We start from the raw sequence: 20,551 nt of genomic DNA, 5'->3' as shown, positions 1-20,551 counted from the left end.
CATTATGGCATATTGCCGCTTTCTGCGCGATGAAGCCTATGGCGGAGCAGCAGCCAGCTGCCCAGCGGGGCCGCTCCCAGAGCAAACAGCAATACAATAATTACCCGGGTAGAGCTGCTGACTGACAGCACAGCGATGAACACCAGCATACCCAGGAGCCGCCCGCTCATCAGGCTCAGCTCCCGCAGCACCACCCATTCAACCCGCTTGCCGGCGCTCTCCGCCGACTCGCCCATCAGATCGAAGCTGGTAGATGTCATTGGCAGCATATACAGCGGGATGACAAGCGAGGTGCCGATTCCCATCAGCAGCAGTGTGCCGTAGCTGAACTTCCAGAGCAGCGGGACCATAACGGCCAACAGCAGAATTCCGCCGGTAAGCATGCCTGCAGAACGGTAGCGGGGCTTGAACCATTTGCCCGCCGCATAGTAGCTGAGCAAAGAGACCGCCGAAGTAATCAGGGCGAATTGCCCGAGTCTGCTCTCCGCCTGCGCTGCAATGTATACCAGCAGACCAATAAGAAAGGAGAAGACTCCCTCCCTTAAGCCCTGAAACAGCAGTGCCCCGGCAACCGGACGCCACCCGCTGCCGCTTCTCCGCAGCTCCCGCCACGGCTCCAGCCAGAGATAGGCTCCTTCGCTTTTCCTTTTCTTCAGCCAAAAACTAAGTACAGCCGCGGCGGCATATATACAAAGTGAGACAAGGAACACTACCCTGTATCCGCGTTGCCCCTGCAGTCTGGAAATGAGCCAGCCGGACAGAAACGGGCCGGCAATGCCGGTCAGCGAACCAAGCAGCCCCATCCAGCCGTTATAATGATCACGGTTCTGTGCATCCGTAATTTCAAAGTAGATAATATTGTAGGCCAGCCAGAATAACCCGATGGACACGCCAAGGATCAGTCCGAGCGGCCAGATATAACGGGATGTATGGTCCCCGGCCCACAGCACCAGCAAATAAAAAATGCCCGATACGGCGATTCCCAGCCGCAGGGCATTCATTTTATTGTGCTCCTTGACCCATTTGCCGGCCAGCCAAAAGCTTAGCCCCACTGCCACCTGCTGGCTGAAGGCAAACCAGCCGATCATGCTGTAATCCTGACGGGCTTTCCACAAATACACATTCAAAAAAGTACCCGCCAGCACACTCGCCAGCAGATACAATCCGTTCACCGCAAGCAGCAGAGCCGCCTGATTGTGTGGTTTTTTACTCAATGTAACGCCCTCCCTGCCATCTGGACTGGACAACCAATCCTGTATAGCTTGTCCGGCAGGCGGGCTTAATATAAGAAGTCCTGTTATTGTCCGCTGCTCAGGTTGCGTACAAACTGAATGCGGTCTTCCTGAGCCAGACTCTGCTGCACATGGAAACACGACGGACATACATACAGATTCAGCGAGAACGGCGCCTTCAGCACAGGACCGCTCAGCGCTTCGGAAGCTGCAGGCTCAAAGCCGGTTACCGGCTGGCTGCCGGCCAGAACCAGCAATTCGTGGCATTGCGGACATTCCGGTGCTTCAAGCTGTGCAGCCAGAACTGCGGCAACACTTAGCTCATATTGCTGCAGGTCATAGTCCTCACCGAATTGGCTAAGCGTATTATAGATCGGAACTACGCTTTCCTTATCGTCATCATCCCACAGGTTATCATTGCTGAGCTCCTCGGATTCCTCCTCCTCAGAAGCTTCAGGCTCTTCGTCCTCCAGATCATCCGCACCTACAGTAATCGTCCGGTAGCCGCTAAGCTCATTGTTACAATGCGGACAGGTCTCTTCAGGCCCGAATTCCTCGTCCCACACAATTTCGGTATGGCACCACGGGCATACAGTTGTTTCCATCATCACTATCTCCTTCATACATCACATATACAGTTCAGTTTAATACCAGATATAGAATTCCCGCGGCTAAAAAAGCGGCGGCGGCGATAAACAGCACCCGGATCAGAATTTTCATCAGTTCGGCTCCTAAATCAGGATATCGCGGCTCCGATCACATAGGACAGCGAGACCGAGATCAGCAGTGCTGTAAACCCGACAGCCCGGTTATCCGCGGCAATTTCATCGTCAATCGAAAAGACAGGGGTTAGAAATTCGAACAGGAAGTAGGCGAGCAGCAGCAGTAAAAATCCGACCAGCGACCATTTCATTGTCTCGTAAATAGAGGCCCCGGCCTCAATGCTGAAGCGCAGGATGTTACAGATCCCGAATATTTTGCCGCCGGTAGCCATCGCCACTGCCAGATTCCCCTTACGGATTTCCTCCCAGCACTTATACTTGGTCACCATTTCAAAAAAGGACAGGAAGATTACCAGACCCAGAATGGCTACAGTGAAATAACCGAGCAGCGCGCCCAGCGGATGATCCAGCAAAAGATCAATATTCCCTTGCATATTTCCCCTCTTTCTGCCGGGCTTCCCCGCTACTCAAGCTCAGCCACGGTTACTCCCGCGCCGCCTTCGTTGTAATTTCCAAGCCGGTAGCTCTTGACATGTCTATGCTTGCGCAGATACTCCTGGATTCCGGTCCGCAGTACGCCGGTCCCCTTACCGTGAATAATATGGATCTGTCCGAGATTCCCAAGGAACGCTTCATCAATAAAACGGTCTGTCTCCATGATGGCTTCTTCAAGGTTGGTTCCGCGCAGATCCAGCTCAGTGCGGATATTCTCATCACGGGTACGCTTGACTGTCGTTGCCTTGCGCAGGGCAGGCGCGTGCTGATCCGGTGCAGAGGCAAGGAACTCCAGGTCACTCACATTGACCTTCATCTTCATGATTCCGAACTGGACAACCGCCTCTTTCGTTCCGCTCAGCTCCACTACATAGCCCTTTTGATTCACACTCGGCAGCTTCACCTCATCACCGGCCTGCAGCTGGCGCGGGGCCTTGGCGGTGCGGGATACTGCCTTCTTGCGCGGTGCCGGCTCTGCTTCATCCAGGCGGCGGCGTGCTTCAATCAGCTTATGCTCCTTGACCGAAGCACCTTCCTCCATAGCCAGGCGGCGCAGATCACTGATAATCTCCTCGGCTTCCTTACGCGCCTTGTCGAGAATGGCGCTTGCGTCCTTCTCCGCCTTCTCCAGCCGCTTGTCGCGCTGGCTTTCCAGCTTCTCCAGCTCAAGCTGCTGGCGTTTGCGGAATTCCTCAGCTTCGCGGCGGATACCCTCGGCCCGCTCACGCTCCTGCTCGGCAGTAAGCCGGTTTTCCTCCAGGGAAGCGATCATATGCTCCACGCGCATATCTTCTTCCTTCACTTCACCGCGGGCATGCTCCAGAATAGCACTTGGCAGGCCCAGCCGCTCAGCTATCGCAAAAGCATTGCTTCGTCCCGGTACACCAATCAGGAGCCGGTATGTAGGGCTTAAGGTCTGCACATCAAATTCCATACTGGCGTTAATGACGCCTTTACGTTCATAGGCGTAGGCCTTCAACTCACTATAGTGTGTTGTAGCAATCATCCGGCATTCGGTGCGGTGGATATGCTCCAGAATGGCGATTGCCAGCGCTGAGCCTTCAGCCGGATCTGTTCCTGCGCCAACCTCATCCAGCAGGATCAGACTCTTGGGAGTCATCCGCTTCAGAATGGAGATAATATTCGTCATATGGCTGGAGAAGGTGCTGAGACTCTGCTCAATGCTCTGTTCATCCCCGATATCGGCATAGATAGCATCGAAAACACACATCTGGCTGCCTTCCTCAGCCGGGACGAATAAGCCCGACATCGACATGAGGCTGAGCAGACCGATCGTCTTCAGCGTTACTGTCTTACCGCCGGTATTCGGTCCGGTAACGATAATGGAGCTGTACTGGTTGCCCAGCTCCACATCCAGCGGCACCACATGCTCTGCCGGAATCAGCGGGTGACGGCCCTTGCGCAGCTTCAGATAACCGCGGTCATTCATCCTTGGCTGGGTCGCCTTCATCTCACGGGCCAGACGGGCCTTGGCAAAGATAAAGTCCAGCTGGCCGAGAATATCGACATCGTAGGCCATTTCCTCGGCAATGCTGCCGACCATATCGGTCAGCCTGTGGAGAATGATCTCAATTTCCCGTTCCTCGCGCAGCCGGGTCTCGCGCAGCTTGTTGTTCATAGCCACAATGGATTCCGGCTCGATGAACAGCGTTGCCCCCGAGCCGGACTGGTCGTGTACAATCCCGCCGAAATGGGAACGGTATTCCGCCTTGACCGGAATGACAAAACGGTCACCGCGGATCGTCACAAGCTGATCCTGAAGCATCTTGGCTACAGAGGAAGAGCGGACCATGGAATCCAGCTTCTCGCGGATTCTCGCCTCGCCGCCGCGCAGCTCCCGGCGTATGCCGGCAAGCTCAGGACTGGCCGAATCAAGCACATTCGCATCCTCATCGATGCAGGAGCGGATGGCATCCTCTACATGCTTCTGTTCAGAGAGCAGATCACCCAAGGCATACAGCATAGGAATAGGCTCTTCCTCATGTAATGCGGCCAGAAAACGCTTGACCCGGCGTGCTCCGCCGATCGTATTGCCAACAGAGAGCAGCTCAACCGTACCGAGCATCCCCCCGATTGATGCACGCTTCAGGGCAGGACGGATATCGCTTACCCCGCCAAAGGAAGGAATGCCCTTAAGCCGGTCCACATTGACCGCCTCATCCGTGGCCTGAAGCAGCTGCTTCACTCCCTCTAAGTCACCTGAAGGCTTCAGCGCCTCCGCAGCAAGCTTTCCCATCCCGGTCTGCGTATATTGCATCAATTTATTTAAAATCTTGCGATATTCAAGCGTATGCAAAATTTTGTCGTCCAATTACAGTCACAGCTCCCTTCATAGATGTTTACATTATACCTAATTCGGCCCATTTGCGCTATTTGAGGCATAGAAAAGCCGGACTCAGGTCACAATAACAACTGCACATATCCTTATGCGAAGGCCAAAGGAGGTTTATCCAGTGAGATTTTTAGGTCATGTAGTCCGTTTCGTGGTGGCAGCCATTGTGCTGCTCGTCGTAGGCTGGATTGTTCCGCAGTTCACGATCGGCGGTTTCTGGAGTGCTCTGGTACTGGCTCTTGTTATTGCGCTGCTCGGCTGGGTAGTTGAAGGGATTTTCGGCAAAAAAGCAACCCCGTTCGGCCGCGGAATCGTCGGTTTTCTCGTCAGTGCCCTCGTTATCTGGCTCGCCCAGTTCATTGTGAGCGGAGTTAGCGTCACTATTCTCGGCGCTCTGCTGGCAGCACTGGTCATCGGGATCATCGATCTTTTCCTGCCGGTATCCACGCCGTTTGAAGCCGGGAAGTAATCCCTCACCTGTCTTGCAGTAAGCAGACAACGAAACCCCCTCTCTCCGGCTGTCCGGAAAATAGGGGGTTTATTGTATGCCTTCAGGCATAGATGGTTCCTTGCAGGGTGGAGGAGACAGTGACGACCATGTTTTTGCCTCCGTGCTTGGCTTTATACAATGCATTATCGGTTTTGCGGAACAGCAGCTCCTTACCGTCTCCAAGCTGATAATCACATAACCCGATACTGACTGTAATCGGCTTGCCGCCGGCATAAGGATGCTCCATACGGCTGATAGCCTCCCGCATTTCCTCCACAGCGACACAGGCCTCCTGAAAGCTTTTGTCCGTAAAAATAACCGCGAATTCTTCCCCGCCGTATCTGGCAGCAAAATCATTCAGTCCGATCATTCCCTTCACCCGGGCAGCTACCTCTTTGAGCACCAGATCGCCGACCCAGTGACCGTAGGTATCATTTACACGCTTAAAGCTATCAATATCAAACAGGGCAAGCTGCAGGTGCAGGCCGTTGCTCTCACACTGCTCCAGCAGGGAATCCAGATATTCATGAAAGGTTTTATGATTATACAGGCCGGTGAGCGCGTCGATTTTGAGCAGCTTGTCAGAAATGGCACGCTCCACCATCAGCTCCTGCTCCGATTTGGTCAGCTGCTCCAGATGTTCCCTGACCTCCCATGCACGGACAATAACCATCCGAGCCATCACAACAAACACAATGAATACACATTCCACAAGGAAAAATTCAAGCAGCGGCTTCTCCAGCACCAGACGTTCCAGTCCGAAATAAACTGCGGCATAAAAAACGATGCTGAATATCCCCAAGTAATGCAGGAGCTTCCGGTCAAAATAAATCAGCGAAATCATAATCGGCATCATCAGCGTCATCTGCGCCCCGTCCACAAACGGCTCCAGCACAAAATACATTAAATAGGAAACGATAAACCCGCAGCTGACGACAGCATGCTTATGATATTGAGCAGCCGTGCGCAGCCACATTTCCGCCAGAACCATCGCAATGACGATTAATACATTACAGGCAACAAACAAATGGCCTTGGGCCGGCAAAAAAGCTGATTTCACCTCAGGCATATGGGTGGACATCACAAAAATAAACTGGGCAGCGAGCATCAGCAGCACAATCACCCAATATCCGTATAAAATTCTGCGGTGCCATACCTCCGCCTGCTGATCATCAATAGCATTATAAATGTAAATCCCCTACTTCTAAACACTGGTATAGTAGCTATTATTATAATAAATTTAAAATATCTTTGCACCATTTTTTTGCACATTTCGACAAACAACGACTTTTATCTACTATTCAACACTTATTCAAAGTTTATGAAAGACTTCCAGCAAAAACTAAGCTATGCTATTGTGGAATCTACTCTCAAGGAGGATGCTTATGTTCAAAAGGCCGGCCCTGTTATTGTCTTTCATCTGCTTTATTTTTCTGGCTGCCTGCAGCAGTGTGCAGGAGAATTCCTCCGCTCCGGGCGCCTCACCGGATAACATTGCTGCGGAAGAAGAGATTACGATTACAGCAACGAATTACAGCTTTGACCAGGAAGAATATCATCTGAAGAAGGGCGTGCCGGTTACCATTATCTTCAGTAATGAAAGCGGTAACCATGGAATTCTGGTTCCCGGGCTGGAACTGAGGCTGGATGCCAAAACTCCATCGCAGGTGATTATCCCTGAAAAAGCCGGAACCTATCAATTGACATGCGCCATTATGTGCGGCTCCGGCCACAGCTCCATGAGCGCCAAGCTGATTGTGGAATAGACATACAAAAGCGGATGCCGCCCTTAAGGGGCAGCATCCGCTTTTGCCTTGCATCCGCCATTCAACTGTCCTGTTCGATCAGTTGAATCCATTCATTATATTCATTCTGCAGCTTGGCATATTCCGCCTGCAGCTCGCGGTGTTCCTTAGCCAGCTTATCCAGCTCTCCCTCGCGGAGCTCGAACTGGGCCTGCAGCAGCCTCAGCTGGCTCTGGGCCAATTCAAAGTTCTCCCCGAGCTCACCCAGCTGCTGCTGCTCTTCGCTGCGGGACTCGCTTAGCAATTTGGCCTGTGCCTCAGCTTCCCCGGCTTCCTGCTGCCAGATCTCTATTTCTTCACGCAGTGCGGCTTCCGTCCCGCTCCACTGCATTTCACGCTGCTGAAGCTCATCGTATCGCTGCTTCCAGGAAGCTTCAACCCCGCGTGCTTCGCGGATGGCCTCCTGCTGCTCTGCAGCAGCTGCTGCAGCTTCACGGGCGGCTTCAGACAGCTCTTCAAGCCGCCGCGCAGACTCCTCAATCTCAGCCTCCAGAAGTCCGTATCTTTCCTCCAGCTGCTCCTTATCCTGCAGCAGCTCATCATACTGTGCGATCAGATCCTCATACCGGCTGCGCAGGGCCGCCAGCTGCTTACGTACCTCCGCCGACTCTTCGAGCTGTTCAGCAGACTGAAGCTCGGCTTCTGCACGCAGGCTTGCTTCGCGGTCCAGCTTCTGCTTCATCTCAGCCGCTTGGCTGACAAGAGACCCGCGCTCACGCTTCAGGGAATCGGATTGCTCCTCCGCCTCCAGCAGGCTCATCTCCAGTTCACCTATATCTGCCATATGCTTATCGGCAAGCTCCTGCCAGTTCCGCGCATCTGCTTCCGCACGGGCGAGCTCATCCTGTACCCGGCTTAATGCAGTTTCCTTCTCTTCCAGCAGGCCGGACAACCCGGCCGACTCTTCATCAGCCTGTCTGCTGCGTTCATGAAGCGCAGCTGATTCCTGCTGTGTCTGTTTGTATTCCCTGCGCAGCTCCTCCAGCTCGTCATTCAGCAGCGTGTTCAGCTCTTCTGCAGACTGTAATTCGCTGTACGCCTGGCTTATTTCTGTTTCCTTCTCTTGAAGCTGGCTGCGCAGCACGGCTGAATCCCGTCCTGTCTGGTCATAACGTTCACGCAGCCCCGCTGATTCTTGCTGTGCCTGTTCGTATTCCCTGCGCAGCTCCTCCAGCTCGTCATTCAGCAGCGTGCCCAGCTCTTCTGCGGATTGCAGCCCGCTGTGCGCCTGACCAAGCTCAGCTTCCTTCTGTTGTAACTGTCCGTGCAGCTCTGCCGCTTGCCGGCCGGACTGCTCATAACGTTCACGCAGCTCTGCTGATTCTTGCTGTGCCTGCCCGTACTGCCGGCGAAGTTCGTCCAGCTCGTCATTCAGCAGTGTGTTCAGCTCTGCAGCGGACTGCAGTTCACTGCGGGTCTGACTGAGCTCAGCATCCTTCTCCTGTAGCTGAACGCGCAGCTCTGCTGATTCCCGGCCGGACTGCTCATAGCGTTCACGCAGTTCGGCTGCCGTCTGCTCCGCTTGCTCATTCTGCTGGCGCAGCTCCTCCAGCTCAGCGCTAATAAGCTCACTGAGCTCATTCGCTGACTGCAGCTCTTCACTGATCCGTCTAAGCTGTTCCTCCGCTGCCTGCAGCGCATCTCTCAGTCCGGCAGCATCGTTCTGCGCCCCATCGTAAAGCTGATTCAGCTCTTCCAGCTGACCGTTCAGCAGCGTAATCTGCTCAGAGGCAGACTGCTGTTCGGCGGCGAGCTCCTCTTCCCGGGCCAGCAATGTTTCATATTGTGCCTGAAGGCTCTGGCGGGCATCGCGTTCATTCTTCAGCCCTGCTTCAGCTGCACGCAGCCGGGATTGAAGCTGTCCGCTGCCGCCGCGCAGCTCCTGAAGCTGCTTGTCCAGCTCCTGAAGCTGCTGCTTGTGGCGGTGCTCCTGCGTCCCCTGGGACTGCCGCAGCTCCTTGACCCTTGCCTGCTCCTTCTGCAGCACATCACGCTCTTCACTCAGCTCCTTCTCCAGAGCTGCCTTGGTATCAGCCAGCTCCTTGCTAAGTGCAGTGCGGATCTCCACAACCTCGCCGCCGAGCGATTCTCTGGTGTCGGCAAGCTCCTGCTCCAGCTGAGACAGCGTTTCCGCTTTCTCCTTAAGCAGCATCTCCCGCAGCTGCTCCAGCTCCTGTGCATGCGCCGTCCGCAGCTCATCGAGCTGCTGCAGCCGCTGCTCTTCAAGCGCTGCCAATTCCTGAGCGCGGGAATCACGGCTCAGCGCCTGCTCCTGTTCGTAATGGTTACGCAGCTCCTTCAGCTCCGCCTCACGGGCTTGCAGCTCTCCGGCAAGCTTCTCCCGGGATGCCGCCGCCGCCCGTTCAGCCTGCTCCAGCTGCTCGGTGTGAGCCTTGCGCTCCTGCTCGCGGGCCTCCAGATGCCGTGTGCGCTCTTCTTCGGCTTCCGCTACCAGCCGCGCGGCTTCCGCCTTGGCCGACTCGCTGAGCCGCTCATATTCCTCCTGCCGCTCGCGCTGCACTTCCAGAAGCCGCGATACCTCCACCCGCAGCTCTGTACGCTCGCCTGTCAGCATATTCAATTCATTTTTGAAATCCTGAACCTGGATAGCCTGCTCTGCCATATGTACGGCTGCAAGCACCGCTATTCTCGGTGTATCCAGTCTGGAATGGGATTTTGAAATAGCCTGCATATGCTCGTCCACATAACGGGCGACTTGCTTCATATATTCGCTGCTGCTTCCGACTAATTTATAGGAAGTTCCATATATCTCCACGGCGACACGGGTCCGGTCCATAGCCACAGTTGTGCCCTCCTTTGTATGTGTGCGGATTCTAAGCTGATTGCCCTGCTCCTATTGTAGCGTTATTTCTGAACATTTGGCAAAACAGCGGCTTTTGTAATCGTCTCTGCCGGTATCCCGCACTCCATATTCTGCGTATTCAGAATAGGAAAAGCCGCGCGAATCCCGGTTCTAATTGGATTCGCTGCGGCTCTGCACAATTCCTGCTACTTTCTTAATTCTGCGCCAAAAGTTTGCTGAAGCGCAGAAACAACCTTTTCGTGCACTTCCGTTACTTCCTCATCTGTCAGAGTATGCTCAGTGTGGCGGTACAGCAGGGAGATCGCTACGCTCTTCTTGCCGCTCTCCATTTTGCCGCCGGTATAAACGTCAAATACCTGCACATTCTGCAGCAGCGTCCCCCCGTTATCACGGATGACGCCCAGCAGATGACCCGCAGGAACGGTATCATCAACGACAACTGCAATATCCCGCTCCATTCCCGGGAAGCGCTGCAGCTCACTGTACTGCAGATGAGTCCGGGCATTGTTATACAGCGGCTGCAGCAGCAGCTCGGCCACATAGGTATCCTCCAAATCCAGCTTGAGCTGAAGCTCAGGATGAAGCTGGCCCGCCGTGCCGACCAGCGTACGCTGCTCCCCTTCCAGCAGATAGATTGAAGCAGAGCGGCCCGGATGGTAATCCTGCGGCGCATTGCCTTCATATACAATGCGTCCGGTCAGCCCCAGGTAGGCAAACACGCTTTCCAGCGCGCCCTTGAGATCGAAGAAATCAACAGGCTCAGCAGCCAGATTCCACTGCTTGGCTGTCCGGGTCCCGCTCAGCAGCAGCCCCAGCACCGGCAGCTCACGCGGCTGGCGGGTTAGCTGCTCCTCATCAGTGAAGAACACATTGCCGATCTCGAACAGTGCCAGATCACTCTGCCGGCGGTTCGTATTATAAAGGGCAATATCCAGCAGCTGCGGCAGCAGGCTCGTGCGCAGCACACTGCGCTCCTCACTCATCGGCATCGCCAGCTTCACAGCCTTTTCCCCTCCGGAGAACGCCGGGAACAGCTTGCTCTGCTCCGGCTGGATGAAGGAGTAACCCATTACTTCCTGATAACCGCCAAGGGCAAGCATACGGCGGAGCTCGCGGCGGACGGATTGCCGGGCTGTCAGTGCCCCCGGTGTCGTAACCCCTTCAATCAGGGTAGTCGGGATATTATCGTAGCCGTATAGGCGCGCCACCTCTTCAATCAGATCAACATCGTAGCTGATGTCTCCGCGGCGGGTCGGCACCTGAACTTCAACCAGGCCCTGTGCCGCATCGCCGCACTTGAAGCTTAGGCGTCCGAACAGTGTCTTCACTTCGAGCAGCGAAAGCTCCGTGCCCAGATAATTGTTCAGCTTATCCAGCGAGAGGGTCAGAATCTTCTCAGGCGCGGAATCGCTGCCTGCCTGCACGATGCCTTCATGCACTGCACCGCCTGCATAGCGGGCGATCAGGGCTGCGGCACGGTTCAGTGCGGGAATGACAGCCTTAGGGTCAACCTGCTTCTCAAAGCGCAGGGAAGCTTCCGAACGCAGACCAAGCTGGCGCGAGGTTTTGCGTACGGTGCCGCCTTCAAATCTTGCTGATTCCAGAACGATATTTACGGTGTCTGCTGTTACCTCCGTGTCCAGTCCGCCCATCACTCCCGCCAGAGCAACCGCTTTGGCTCCATCAGCGATTACGAGCATTTGCGGCTCCAGCTTGCGCTCCTGCCCGTCCAGGGTAGTCAACCCTTCGCCTTCCCGGGCAAAACGAACGCCCAGAACGCCGCCTTCCACCTTGTCACCGTCGAACGCATGCAGCGGCTGGCCGTATTCCAGCATGACGTAGTTCGTGATATCCACGATGTTGTTGATTGGACGAACCCCTGCGGCCATCAGGCGGTTCTGAATCCACAGCGGAGACGGGGCAGGCTTCACCCCGGAAATATAACGGACTGCATAATGGCCGCAGAACTCCTCGTTCTCAATCTGCACCGAGATCGAGTCGGCAGCCTTACCGCCGGCTTCAACCAGTTCCGCAGCCGGATCAGGCAGCTTCAGGTCACGGCCCAGAATGGCACTTACTTCGTAAGCCGCACCGATCATGCTGAGACAGTCGGAACGGTTCGGAGTCAGATCAAATTCCAGGATCTCATCGTTCAGGCCGAGCACCTTCAGAATATCCTGGCCGACCTCCGTATTCTCAGGCAGTACGAGAATGCCCTCCTGCAGCTCTTTCGGCAGCAGCTTGTCGTTCAGGCCCAGCTCTTTAGCCGAGCAGATCATGCCTTGCGAGAGAACACCGCGCAGCTTGGCTTTCTTGATATCCAGGCCCGGGAGCTTAGCGCCGACGAGGGCAACCGGAACCTTCTGGCCGGCTTCCACGTTCTTCGCTCCGCAGACGATCTGCAGATCCTCGCCCTGTCCAGCGTCAACGATACACACATTCAGCTTGTCGGCATCCGGGTGCTTTTCTTTAGATTTCACATATCCGGTAACGATGCCGGACAGTCCTTTGTTGCGGCGCTCGACGCCGTCGATCTCGATGCCTGCGGTTGTGATTTTGTCCGCCAGCTCTTCAGCGGTTACTCCCTCTAACGATATATAATCGGTCAGCCATCCGGTTGATACTTTCATGTCCGCTCACTTCCTTTTGTTTCAGATGTATTTATCTACCTGCCGGTTCTGCTTGCTGAATTGATTTTAAAATATAGCCCGAACCAGTGATTTCAATTTCCGGGATAGCCGTGACTCCAGCGAATGTTTGGACTTCCGGCCACTGTTGTCTTCAGATTTCCTGATTAGAACCGCTGTTCGCGGTCGAAATCCGAAGACAAAGGCGGACGCTACCGCTCCTACAGTTCCAAAATTCCCTTCCGCCACTTCCCCTTAATTTTGAATTCAAGTTCAACTTATCTAATAAAACAATCTTCTTCTGCCGCAGCCCCGCCAAAAATTTAAATTCCCTTGAATTGCTTCACAAAGCCCATATCGTTAGTGTAGAAGTAACGGATGTCGTCGATGCCGTATTTCAGCATTGCGATCCGCTCCACACCCATACCGAAGGCGAAGCCGCTGTATTTCTCAGGATCATAGCCGCCCATTCGAAGCACGTTCGGATGGACCATACCTGCACCGAGGATTTCCAGCCAGCCGCTCTGCTTGCACAGGCGGCAGCCGTCGCCGCCGCATTTGAAGCAGCTGACATCCACCTCTACGCTCGGCTCTGTGAACGGGAAGAAGCTCGGACGCAGGCGGATGCCTGTTGCCGGACCAAACATTTCCTTCACGAACTGGTTCAGCGTGCCCTTAAGGTCGCTCATGCGGATTTTGCTGCCGATGACCAGGCCTTCGATCTGATGGAACTGGAAGGAGTGGGTCGCATCGTCATCATCGCGGCGGTATACTTTGCCGGGACAGATAATTTTGACCGGAGTCTCTCCCTTCATAGCCTGCATGGTGCGGACCTGGACCGGTGAGGTCTGGGTACGCATCAGCAGATCTTCAGTTAGGTAGAAGGAATCCTGCATGTCTCGCGCCGGATGGTTCTTCGGCAGGTTAAGCGCCTCGAAGTTATAATAATCTGTCTCCACCTCAGGCCCTTCAGATACCTTATATCCCATACCGATGAAAATATCCTCGATCTCCTGCACCACACGGTTGAGCGGATGAATACCGCCCTGCGGCAGCGTGCGGCCCGGCAGGGTAACGTCTACCTTTTCAGCCTGGAGCCGGTTAAGGGTCTCCTGCTGCTGGAAGGCCTCCTGCCTGCCTGTAATAATCTCTTCAATCGCGCTGCGCACCAGGTTAGCCACCTGGCCGATCACCGGGCGCTCCTCGGCGCTGAGTCCGCCCATTCCGCGCAGAACCTCAGTCAGCTCGCCTTTTTTACCCAGATATTTGACGCGCAGATCATTTAGCGCCTGCGGATCGGTAACCTCCTGCAGCTTAGCCAAGGCCTCGACCTTCAATGCTTCCAGCTTTTCTTTCATGGCGTGCACTGCCCCCTTTAATGATGTATTGTACGACAAAAAAAGGCCTCTTCTCCCGGTAAGGGACGAAAAGACCGTGGTACCACCCTTGTTAGACAAGCTGCACCCTATCCCTATAAAAAGAGGTATTCCCTCTTCGGGCACGGTAAAGACCTGTCTCACTTTAACAGAAATAACGGTCTGCGGCCGGTATCCCCTACTCGAATATTCAGGGAACTGCTCCGGAGTGAACTTCGGCAGCTCTGCTCTCCCAGAAACGCTCTCAATCTGCGGCGTCTCCTCCCTGTTGGCCAGGCACTGCGTACTTGTCTCCATCACTGCATTTGTACAGATTATACGTATTCATCTTCATAAAGATATGCCTCAATAGTATAAGCAAAAATCAGGCGTTTGACAAGCAAACATAAATTTAGGCAAATTTTTATCTGTTTTTAATCTTCCTTTAAGTTTCAGAAAGCTTTTTCCGGGAATTTTTCAGCTAACCTTCAGCGAATCTTGATATTTTTCCTAATTAGTAAGCCTGACTATCCTTACTTCTACAGCACGCAGGGAGGGTCAGGTTTTTAAACAGGGAGGGAAATTCATGCATAAACGAAGTAAGGCTTATGTTCTGTTGTTGCTCAGCACATTTGCCGTAAGCCAGTTCCCCGGATTCACGGGGCCGGCAGCGTACGCGGCAGCAGCCGTCACTGCAACTGTCAAAACAGCGGCAGCCGTCACGGAAATCTCCACGCTCACCAAGCTGAGCTCAATGAATCTGGGGGCATCCTTCAGCGTAAAGCTCAGCGATGTCAGCGTATTTGCGCAGGACAGCGGAAATATTTTAACGTATACCCTTACTTACACCAATAGCTCCAGCACCAGTGTCAATCTGGCCAATTACTTCTCCAAGGCTGTGACAACCGGGGGAAGCGTAATCAAGGGATCGGCTGTCTCAGCGGACAGCTCGGTCAAAAAAATTGCCGGTAAAGAGACAAAAAGTATTACATACTACGCCAACATCGGCAAAGCCTCCAATGTGAAAGGGCTCAAGATTAATATGTACGGCTGGAATTTCAGCGCAGCCAACTACGAGCAGCGGATCGGCACCTTTACGGTTCCTTCCAATTATTCACTCGCCGCACTTCAGGGGGAAAGCAAAAAGACCGAGCTGAACAACGTTCCCGTAACCACCCAGGCCAGCTCGCTGCAAATCTACCATTATAACGGTAAGGTGTATGCAAAAGTGGGCTATAGCATCACGAATCTCGGCACCCGGGTACTGACCGATCCGGGATACAGCATGAATCTGAAATCCTCCGGCGGCTCGGTATTTACACTGGCTCTGGATGAGAGCAGCTCCGAATACAAGATTCAGCCGCAGGAAAAAAAGACGCTGTATTTCATAACCGAAATCCCGGCTTATATGAACCTGTCCAACATGACGCTGCAGATTGCCAAGCAGGATGAGGGCCTCAAGCTGTATCTGCCGGTAGCCTCCTATTCGCTGCCTGCTGCGGTTACTGCCGACTTCACTGTTGCCGCCGGAGCCATCAAGAAGATATCCGTCAACAGCAATATAGTTGATTTGCAGCTGAAATCCTCAGCTGTCTATGCGGAGAACGAAAACGGCATCTGGACCTACCAGTTCCGGGTCAAAAACACAGGCAGCACAGCAGTGACACTGCCGGCCTATACGCTTTCCGTTAAATCAGCCGAAGGCTATACCTTCCCAATCACAACCACGGCCTTTAACAGTCTCACGCTGAAGCCGCTGGAAGAAAAGCTGATTGAGCTTACTGCAAGCATCCCCCTGGAGCTCGCCCAGGACACCCTTCAGCTTCAGGTTATTCCGCCGGCAGGCACGGAAAGCACAAGCACAATCGTCCTGCCAGCAGCCTATTTCAAAATCCCTTACAAGCTGGAGAGCAATACGCATGTCGCCACCGAAGCCAGCGTTATTAACAATTACGGCACATTCGGCGTCACCCTTCAGTCCCTGCAGCGTCTTCCATGGGGCGATGAGGATCTGGTTCAGGCCAAGCTCAGTATCCGGAACAGTACCTCTAAGACGATTACGCTGCCCAAGCTGACTGGTGTTTTGAAAGCGGATTTGAATGATCTGACCTCCTCTACCCAGGCCGTCATAGATAATGACGTCTCTATCCTTGCGCCTGGTGAAAGTGCACAGGTCACAGTGCTGGCTCATATTCCGTACACACTGGCATACAGCCAGACCAAAATTATTCTCCAGGATACCACAGGCCAGTTCCTCTCACTCACCACAGGAGACGGAGCGGTCACAAGCCTTGCTCCGCTCGCAGCAGGTTCGGCCATCAAGATCACCTCCACCGGTAAAAAAGCGAGCATCCAGGAGCGTGTGACAACTGTGTATACCGGCAGCAGCTCCAAAACGGTATACAGTGAGGTGGAAATGAACAGCGAGGAATCCCGCCAGAGTAACCTGTCCCGGCTCTATGCTTCTTTCCGCAGCAGTGACGGACAATTTTTTGAGGCAGACGTCAATCAGTCGGACCTGGCTACAGGTGCAGCCGGAAAAACTCTGATCACCTTCTCGGCGAATGTTCCGTCTACGGTGGATACCTCTTCCCTGCAGCTGTACATTGGACAAGCTGTTGCAGGCGGCAAGCTGACCTCAGCCGGAACAGAAGCAGCCGGATATGTAAATACATCTGCTCTTACCTTGAATGTCAAGACAGTTACTCCTCAGAGTAATCTGAGCAGCGGCATATCCATGTTCCCATATACACTTGCGGTTAACAGCTCATCGAGCAGCCTGACTGCCGGCACCACGAATCTGACACTGTCCATCAACTACAGCCTGACCAAGGATTCTACCTACCAGACCGGGACTTATGGACATAAGCTGGTGCTGCAATTCATTGATCCTTATGGGCAGTTTTTTGAAAAGACGCTGACGTTCGGCACCGATCTGATCACCGGCAGCAACAGCCTGTACACCACTACGATCAGCAGCACCTTGTTCAAATCGCTTAACGGCGGTAATTACAGACTTAAGCTATACGATGAGTTCCAGGGCCAACGCATGGAGCTTGGCAGCCAGGTCTACGACATTACCGTCACTCAGCCAGCTTCGGCCACAGATGACAAGGATAAGGATGCAGATGCAGATGCAGATACTGCCGGAGAGGCTTCAGCAGACAACGCGTCCTAAATTTCAGGGCAATACTTATTTCTTTATATTGAGCAAGGGTGGAGGACCCCGAATGAACAAGAAAAAGATGGTAATCATTGCATCCAGTGCCGTTATTGTGGCAATTGCAGGTATTTTAACGTATGTGCTATGGCCCGATACCGGTAAGGAAGCCAGTGCGGCTACGCTGAACACCGCCCTTGTAACAAAAGGCAGTATTCTGAACGGAGTGTCAGGCTCCGGCTCAGTGTCCCCCATTAATACCGAGAGCATCCGTACCAAGGAAGCCGGAGAGGTGGATTCGGTGATGGTAGCTAAAGGGGATGTTGTCAAAAAGGGAGATGTACTGATTACCTTTGTGGCAAGTGATCTAAGCGACAAAATGAAAGACGCAGAGAAATCTTTAACCAGCCTGAAGACCGAGCTTACAGACAAGCAGGAAAATTACAAGACGCTGGCAATGAACAATGCTACAGAAGACGAGCTGGCTTCGGCCAAAAAAGCGATTGAAAAAGCGGAAAGCGACATTACCGAGCAGCAGGAATCGATCAGCGACCTTGAGGAGGATATGCTTCCTCCCGATCCGCTGACGGCTCCGATTGACGGCACCATTACTGCTGTCAACATTACAGAAGGTGAACAGGCCCAGAACGGGTCCGAGCTGTTCACCATGACCGATTATGTGAATCTGAGCGTCACTGTTCAGGTGGACGAGCTGGATATTCCAGAGATCAAGCTGGATCAGGCGGCTACCATTACAGTGGAAGCGCTGGAGGATCAGGAATTTGACGGTAAAGTTATTGAAATTGCCAAAGAAGGCACTTCATCCAACGGCGTTTCTCTCTTCGATGTCACGGTAGGCCTGAATGAAGCCGAAGGCGTTCTGGTCGGCATGTCTGCCGAGGTGGCCATCACGATTGAAGAGAAAAACGATGTGCTCACTGTTCCGATTGAAGCCGTATCTGAGGTTAACGGCAAGTACTACGTTAACGTTCCCCTATCAGAAGAAAGTAACAGCGAAGCCGGTACGGCCGGTGATACTGTAGATAGCCAGGCTCCAAGCGGTGAAATGCCTTCCGGTGATGCTGCGGACGGCCAGGCTCCAAGCGGTGAAATGCCCTCCGGTGATGCTGCGGGCTGGCAGGGACGCGGCACAGAAGGACGCGGCGGCTCCTTCCCGAGCGGTGCTCCAAGCGGCGGATTCCCGGGCGGAGGCCAGACCGGCGGCAGAAGCGGCTCCAGCTCCGCTTCCGGCCAGAAACGGGTTGAGGTTACTGTCGGCATCCATGATGAGAGTAACATCGAAATTGTCAGCGGTCTGTCCGCAGGCGATGAGGTCATTATCCCGACCGTTATCAGCACAGGCAGCTCTTCGAGTGCGGAACAGAGCCAGATGGGCGGCATGGGCGGAATGGGCGGCTTCAGTACAGGAGGTTTCAGCGGAGGAAGCGGAGGATTTAGCGGCGGTACAGGCGGACCGCCTTCCGGCGGCGGCAGCGGTGGCGGCATGGGTGGTGGCCGTCAATGACCGGCAGTATACAGCCGCTGATCAGGGTTGAGAACATGATCCACCGGTATGTCATGGCCGGTGAATCAATGACCATTCTCAAAGGCCTCAGCTTTACGATTGAACACGGCGAATTTGTTGCCATCATCGGTCCCTCGGGTTCCGGCAAGTCCACATTGATGAACATGCTAGGCTGCCTGGATATAGCCAACGAAGGCGATTATTTTCTGGACGGCCAGGAGGTCCGCAAGTTGTCGGACAACAAGCTGGCCCAGATCCGAAACGAAAAAATCGGCTTCATCTTTCAGAACTTTAATCTGCTGCCGAAGCTGTCTGCGGTGGAAAACGTGGAGCTCCCCCTGATCTACCGGGGAGTCTCCCACCGGGAACGCAGAGAGGTGGCCCGGGGTGCCCTCATCAGAGTTGGCCTTGAAGACCGAATTGACCACCGGCCCTCGGAGCTGTCCGGCGGCCAGCAGCAGCGCGTCGCCATCGCCCGTGCACTGGCCGGTACACCGCCGATCCTGCTGGCCGATGAGCCTACAGGCGCCCTGGATTCCAGAACAGGCAAGGAGGTTCTGCAGATGATCAAAGAACTTAATGAACAGGGACACACCATCATCCTGATTACGCATGACCTCGAAATTGCCGAGCAGGCCAAACGGGTCATCCGCATTCAGGACGGTAGTCTGGTCGAAGATCGGAGGATTACCAGATAATGATGCTGTATCAAAGCATGAAAATGGCATTAAAGAGCATCCTCAGCAGTAAAGTCAGAGCTTTTCTCACCATGCTCGGGATCATTATCGGTGTTTCATCCGTCATTGCGCTTGTCTCCGTAGGCCAGGGAACGACTTCACAAATTACAGAATCATTAAGCTCACTGGGAACAAACCAGCTAACTGTCAATATCACCGGACGCGGAGCAACCACCTCCCTCACCTATGAGGAGGCGCTTGCACTCGGCGAGATTGAAGGCGTCAAAAACGTATCTCCTGTCATTAGCGGCAATGTCACCGCCAAGCACGGTACAGAGAATGTTTCGGTTTCAGTAGAGGGCATTACACCTGCCTATGAGGATGTGCAGAATTTCCATGTGCAGTCCGGGCGGTTCCTGCTCGATATTGATACAGAGTACCGCCAGAAGGTCGCCTTAATCGGTTCGGATACTGCCGAGGATTTATTCGGTACAGACAGTCCGGTGGGCGAAAAGGTTCAGCTCAACGGAACCAGCTTCAAGATCGTCGGCCTGCTGGAGAGCAAGGGCAGCACGAGCGGCGGCTCCAGCGACGAAAAGATCCTCATCCCAATCTCTACAGCAGAGCGGTTCCTGCAGAGCAGAGGTGTTCGCTCGATAACAATAACTACAACCTCAAATGATAATGTTGAGGAGGTCAAGGGCAAACTGGAGACTGCTCTGGATGCCAAATTCAGCTCGGCGGAGAATGCCTACTCGGTATTTGATTCCCAGGAAATGCTGGCAACGGTCAATGAGACGAGTGCCACCCTATCGCTCGCACTGGGCGGAATTGCCGGTATCTCCCTGTTTGTCGGCGGCATCGGCATTATGAACATCATGATTGTCTCTGTCAATGAGCGTACCCGGGAGATCGGCATCCGCAAAGCCATCGGCGCCAAGAAAATGAACATTCTGATGCAGTTCATGATTGAGTCTGTAGTGCTCAGCGGCTTTGGCGGGCTGATCGGGGTCGGTCTGGGTCTTGGTGCCAGCTGGGCTGTAGGCAATTATACCTCAATGAATGTGGCAACCTCCTGGAACATGGTTATGATCTCCTTCTCGTTCTCCCTGATCATCGGCATCGTGTTTGGAATGATTCCGGCGAACAAGGCGGCAAGAATGCGCCCGATCTACGCGCTGCGCAACGATTAGCCTATTATAAGCGAACAGAACCCGCAAGGCTCCAGACTGGAGTCCTGCGGGTTTTTTAATCAGAAGAATGTATACTTTTCAGGTGTCCGATCA

The 20,551-nt window shown here is 53.9% G+C and carries 14 protein-coding genes and 1 other annotated feature; of the genes, 6 read left to right on the top strand and 8 right to left on the bottom strand.

What is annotated here, in order from left to right:
- Positions 1-2: 2 nt before the first annotated feature.
- The 4 genes from BN3772_RS21105 to BN3772_RS21090 form a co-directional block, all read right to left on the bottom strand.
- Complete coding sequence (locus BN3772_RS21105; protein WP_042202016.1) at positions 3-1,214, bottom strand: MFS transporter; 1,212 nt, start codon at positions 1,212-1,214, stop codon at positions 3-5.
- An 83-nt stretch (positions 1,215-1,297) separates the two neighbouring features.
- A complete protein-coding gene (locus BN3772_RS21100) occupies positions 1,298-1,840 on the bottom strand; it encodes a hypothetical protein (RefSeq protein WP_042202014.1) in 543 nt (180 codons plus the stop codon).
- 128 nt (positions 1,841-1,968) lie between these two features.
- Positions 1,969-2,388 (bottom strand): DUF350 domain-containing protein, encoded by a 420-nt coding sequence (locus tag BN3772_RS21095; protein ID WP_042202012.1) that lies wholly within the window; start codon positions 2,386-2,388, stop codon positions 1,969-1,971.
- A 29-nt stretch (positions 2,389-2,417) separates the two neighbouring features.
- On the bottom strand, positions 2,418-4,781 hold the full coding sequence (locus BN3772_RS21090; protein WP_042202009.1) for an endonuclease MutS2: 2,364 nt from the start codon (positions 4,779-4,781) through the stop codon (positions 2,418-2,420).
- A 142-nt stretch (positions 4,782-4,923) separates the two neighbouring features.
- On the opposite strand from BN3772_RS21090, the gene BN3772_RS21085 reads away from it, so the two are divergent.
- Complete coding sequence (locus BN3772_RS21085) at positions 4,924-5,271, top strand: phage holin family protein (protein WP_042202008.1); 348 nt, start codon at positions 4,924-4,926, stop codon at positions 5,269-5,271.
- Positions 5,272-5,353: 82 nt separating this feature from the next.
- Here the strand turns inward: BN3772_RS21085 and BN3772_RS21080 are convergent, their stop codons facing one another.
- Complete coding sequence (locus BN3772_RS21080) at positions 5,354-6,400, bottom strand: GGDEF domain-containing protein (protein ID WP_244444808.1); 1,047 nt, start codon at positions 6,398-6,400, stop codon at positions 5,354-5,356.
- 277 nt (positions 6,401-6,677) lie between these two features.
- Between BN3772_RS21080 and BN3772_RS21075 the strand changes: the two genes are divergently transcribed.
- Positions 6,678-7,058, top strand: coding sequence for a cupredoxin domain-containing protein (locus BN3772_RS21075; RefSeq protein ID WP_042202005.1), 381 nt, complete (start codon positions 6,678-6,680; stop codon positions 7,056-7,058).
- A 61-nt stretch (positions 7,059-7,119) separates the two neighbouring features.
- Here BN3772_RS21075 and zapA read toward each other — a convergent pair whose 3' ends face one another.
- The 3 genes from zapA to pheS all read right to left on the bottom strand — a co-directional run bounded on the left by zapA (position 7,120) and on the right by pheS (position 13,906).
- On the bottom strand, positions 7,120-9,894 hold the full coding sequence (gene zapA, locus BN3772_RS21070; protein ID WP_425280450.1) for a cell division protein ZapA: 2,775 nt from the start codon (positions 9,892-9,894) through the stop codon (positions 7,120-7,122).
- Between the two features lie 212 nt (positions 9,895-10,106).
- Complete coding sequence (gene pheT, locus BN3772_RS21065) at positions 10,107-12,551, bottom strand: phenylalanine--tRNA ligase subunit beta (RefSeq protein ID WP_042202000.1); 2,445 nt, start codon at positions 12,549-12,551, stop codon at positions 10,107-10,109.
- 320 nt (positions 12,552-12,871) lie between these two features.
- Positions 12,872-13,906: a phenylalanine--tRNA ligase subunit alpha gene (gene pheS / locus BN3772_RS21060; protein ID WP_042201998.1), complete on the bottom strand. Its 1,035-nt coding sequence runs from the start codon at positions 13,904-13,906 to the stop codon at positions 12,872-12,874.
- Between the two features lie 58 nt (positions 13,907-13,964).
- Positions 13,965-14,233 (bottom strand) — a binding site (T-box leader).
- Between the two features lie 256 nt (positions 14,234-14,489).
- Between pheS and BN3772_RS30950 the strand changes: the two genes are divergently transcribed.
- Genes BN3772_RS30950 through BN3772_RS21045 form a run of 4 tightly spaced genes read left to right on the top strand, consistent with a single transcriptional unit; the run spans position 14,490 to position 20,458 of the window.
- Complete coding sequence (locus BN3772_RS30950; protein WP_052380626.1) at positions 14,490-17,081, top strand: hypothetical protein; 2,592 nt, start codon at positions 14,490-14,492, stop codon at positions 17,079-17,081.
- Between the two features lie 52 nt (positions 17,082-17,133).
- The gene (locus BN3772_RS21055; protein WP_042201997.1) at positions 17,134-18,588 is read left to right on the top strand and encodes an efflux RND transporter periplasmic adaptor subunit; all 1,455 of its coding nucleotides are present in this window, start codon (positions 17,134-17,136) and stop codon (positions 18,586-18,588) included.
- Entirely contained in the window at positions 18,585-19,286 is a 702-nt protein-coding gene (locus BN3772_RS21050; RefSeq protein WP_042201996.1) for an ABC transporter ATP-binding protein, read from the top strand. The genes BN3772_RS21055 and BN3772_RS21050 overlap by 4 nt, the downstream gene beginning before the upstream one ends.
- Positions 19,286-20,458: an ABC transporter permease gene (locus BN3772_RS21045; RefSeq protein ID WP_042201994.1), complete on the top strand. Its 1,173-nt coding sequence runs from the start codon at positions 19,286-19,288 to the stop codon at positions 20,456-20,458. Before BN3772_RS21050 ends, BN3772_RS21045 begins: the two co-directional genes overlap by 1 nt.
- Positions 20,459-20,551 lie beyond the last annotated feature (93 nt).

Origin of the sequence: Paenibacillus camerounensis, from assembly GCF_000723885.1 — a bacterium.
Lineage (GTDB): Bacteria > Bacillota > Bacilli > Paenibacillales > Paenibacillaceae > Paenibacillus_AQ > Paenibacillus_AQ camerounensis.
The sequence above is the reverse complement of the archived record's forward strand: the minus strand, read 5'-3'. Positions and strand labels throughout refer to the sequence as shown.

Coding starts and splice junctions, on each gene's coding strand:
- BN3772_RS30950 (WP_052380626.1), top strand. CDS start 14,490: ATGCATAAACGAAGTAAGGCTTATGTTCTGTTGTTGCTCAGCACATTT.
- pheT (WP_042202000.1), bottom strand. CDS start 12,551: ATGAAAGTATCAACCGGATGGCTGACCGATTATATATCGTTAGAGGGA.
- BN3772_RS21045 (WP_042201994.1), top strand. CDS start 19,286: ATGATGCTGTATCAAAGCATGAAAATGGCATTAAAGAGCATCCTCAGC.
- zapA (WP_425280450.1), bottom strand. CDS start 9,894: ATGGACCGGACCCGTGTCGCCGTGGAGATATATGGAACTTCCTATAAA.
- BN3772_RS21080 (WP_244444808.1), bottom strand. CDS start 6,400: ATGCTCGCTGCCCAGTTTATTTTTGTGATGTCCACCCATATGCCTGAG.
- pheS (WP_042201998.1), bottom strand. CDS start 13,906: ATGAAAGAAAAGCTGGAAGCATTGAAGGTCGAGGCCTTGGCTAAGCTG.
- BN3772_RS21055 (WP_042201997.1), top strand. CDS start 17,134: ATGAACAAGAAAAAGATGGTAATCATTGCATCCAGTGCCGTTATTGTG.
- BN3772_RS21100 (WP_042202014.1), bottom strand. CDS start 1,840: ATGATGGAAACAACTGTATGCCCGTGGTGCCATACCGAAATTGTGTGG.
- BN3772_RS21050 (WP_042201996.1), top strand. CDS start 18,585: ATGACCGGCAGTATACAGCCGCTGATCAGGGTTGAGAACATGATCCAC.
- BN3772_RS21075 (WP_042202005.1), top strand. CDS start 6,678: ATGTTCAAAAGGCCGGCCCTGTTATTGTCTTTCATCTGCTTTATTTTT.
- BN3772_RS21095 (WP_042202012.1), bottom strand. CDS start 2,388: ATGCAAGGGAATATTGATCTTTTGCTGGATCATCCGCTGGGCGCGCTG.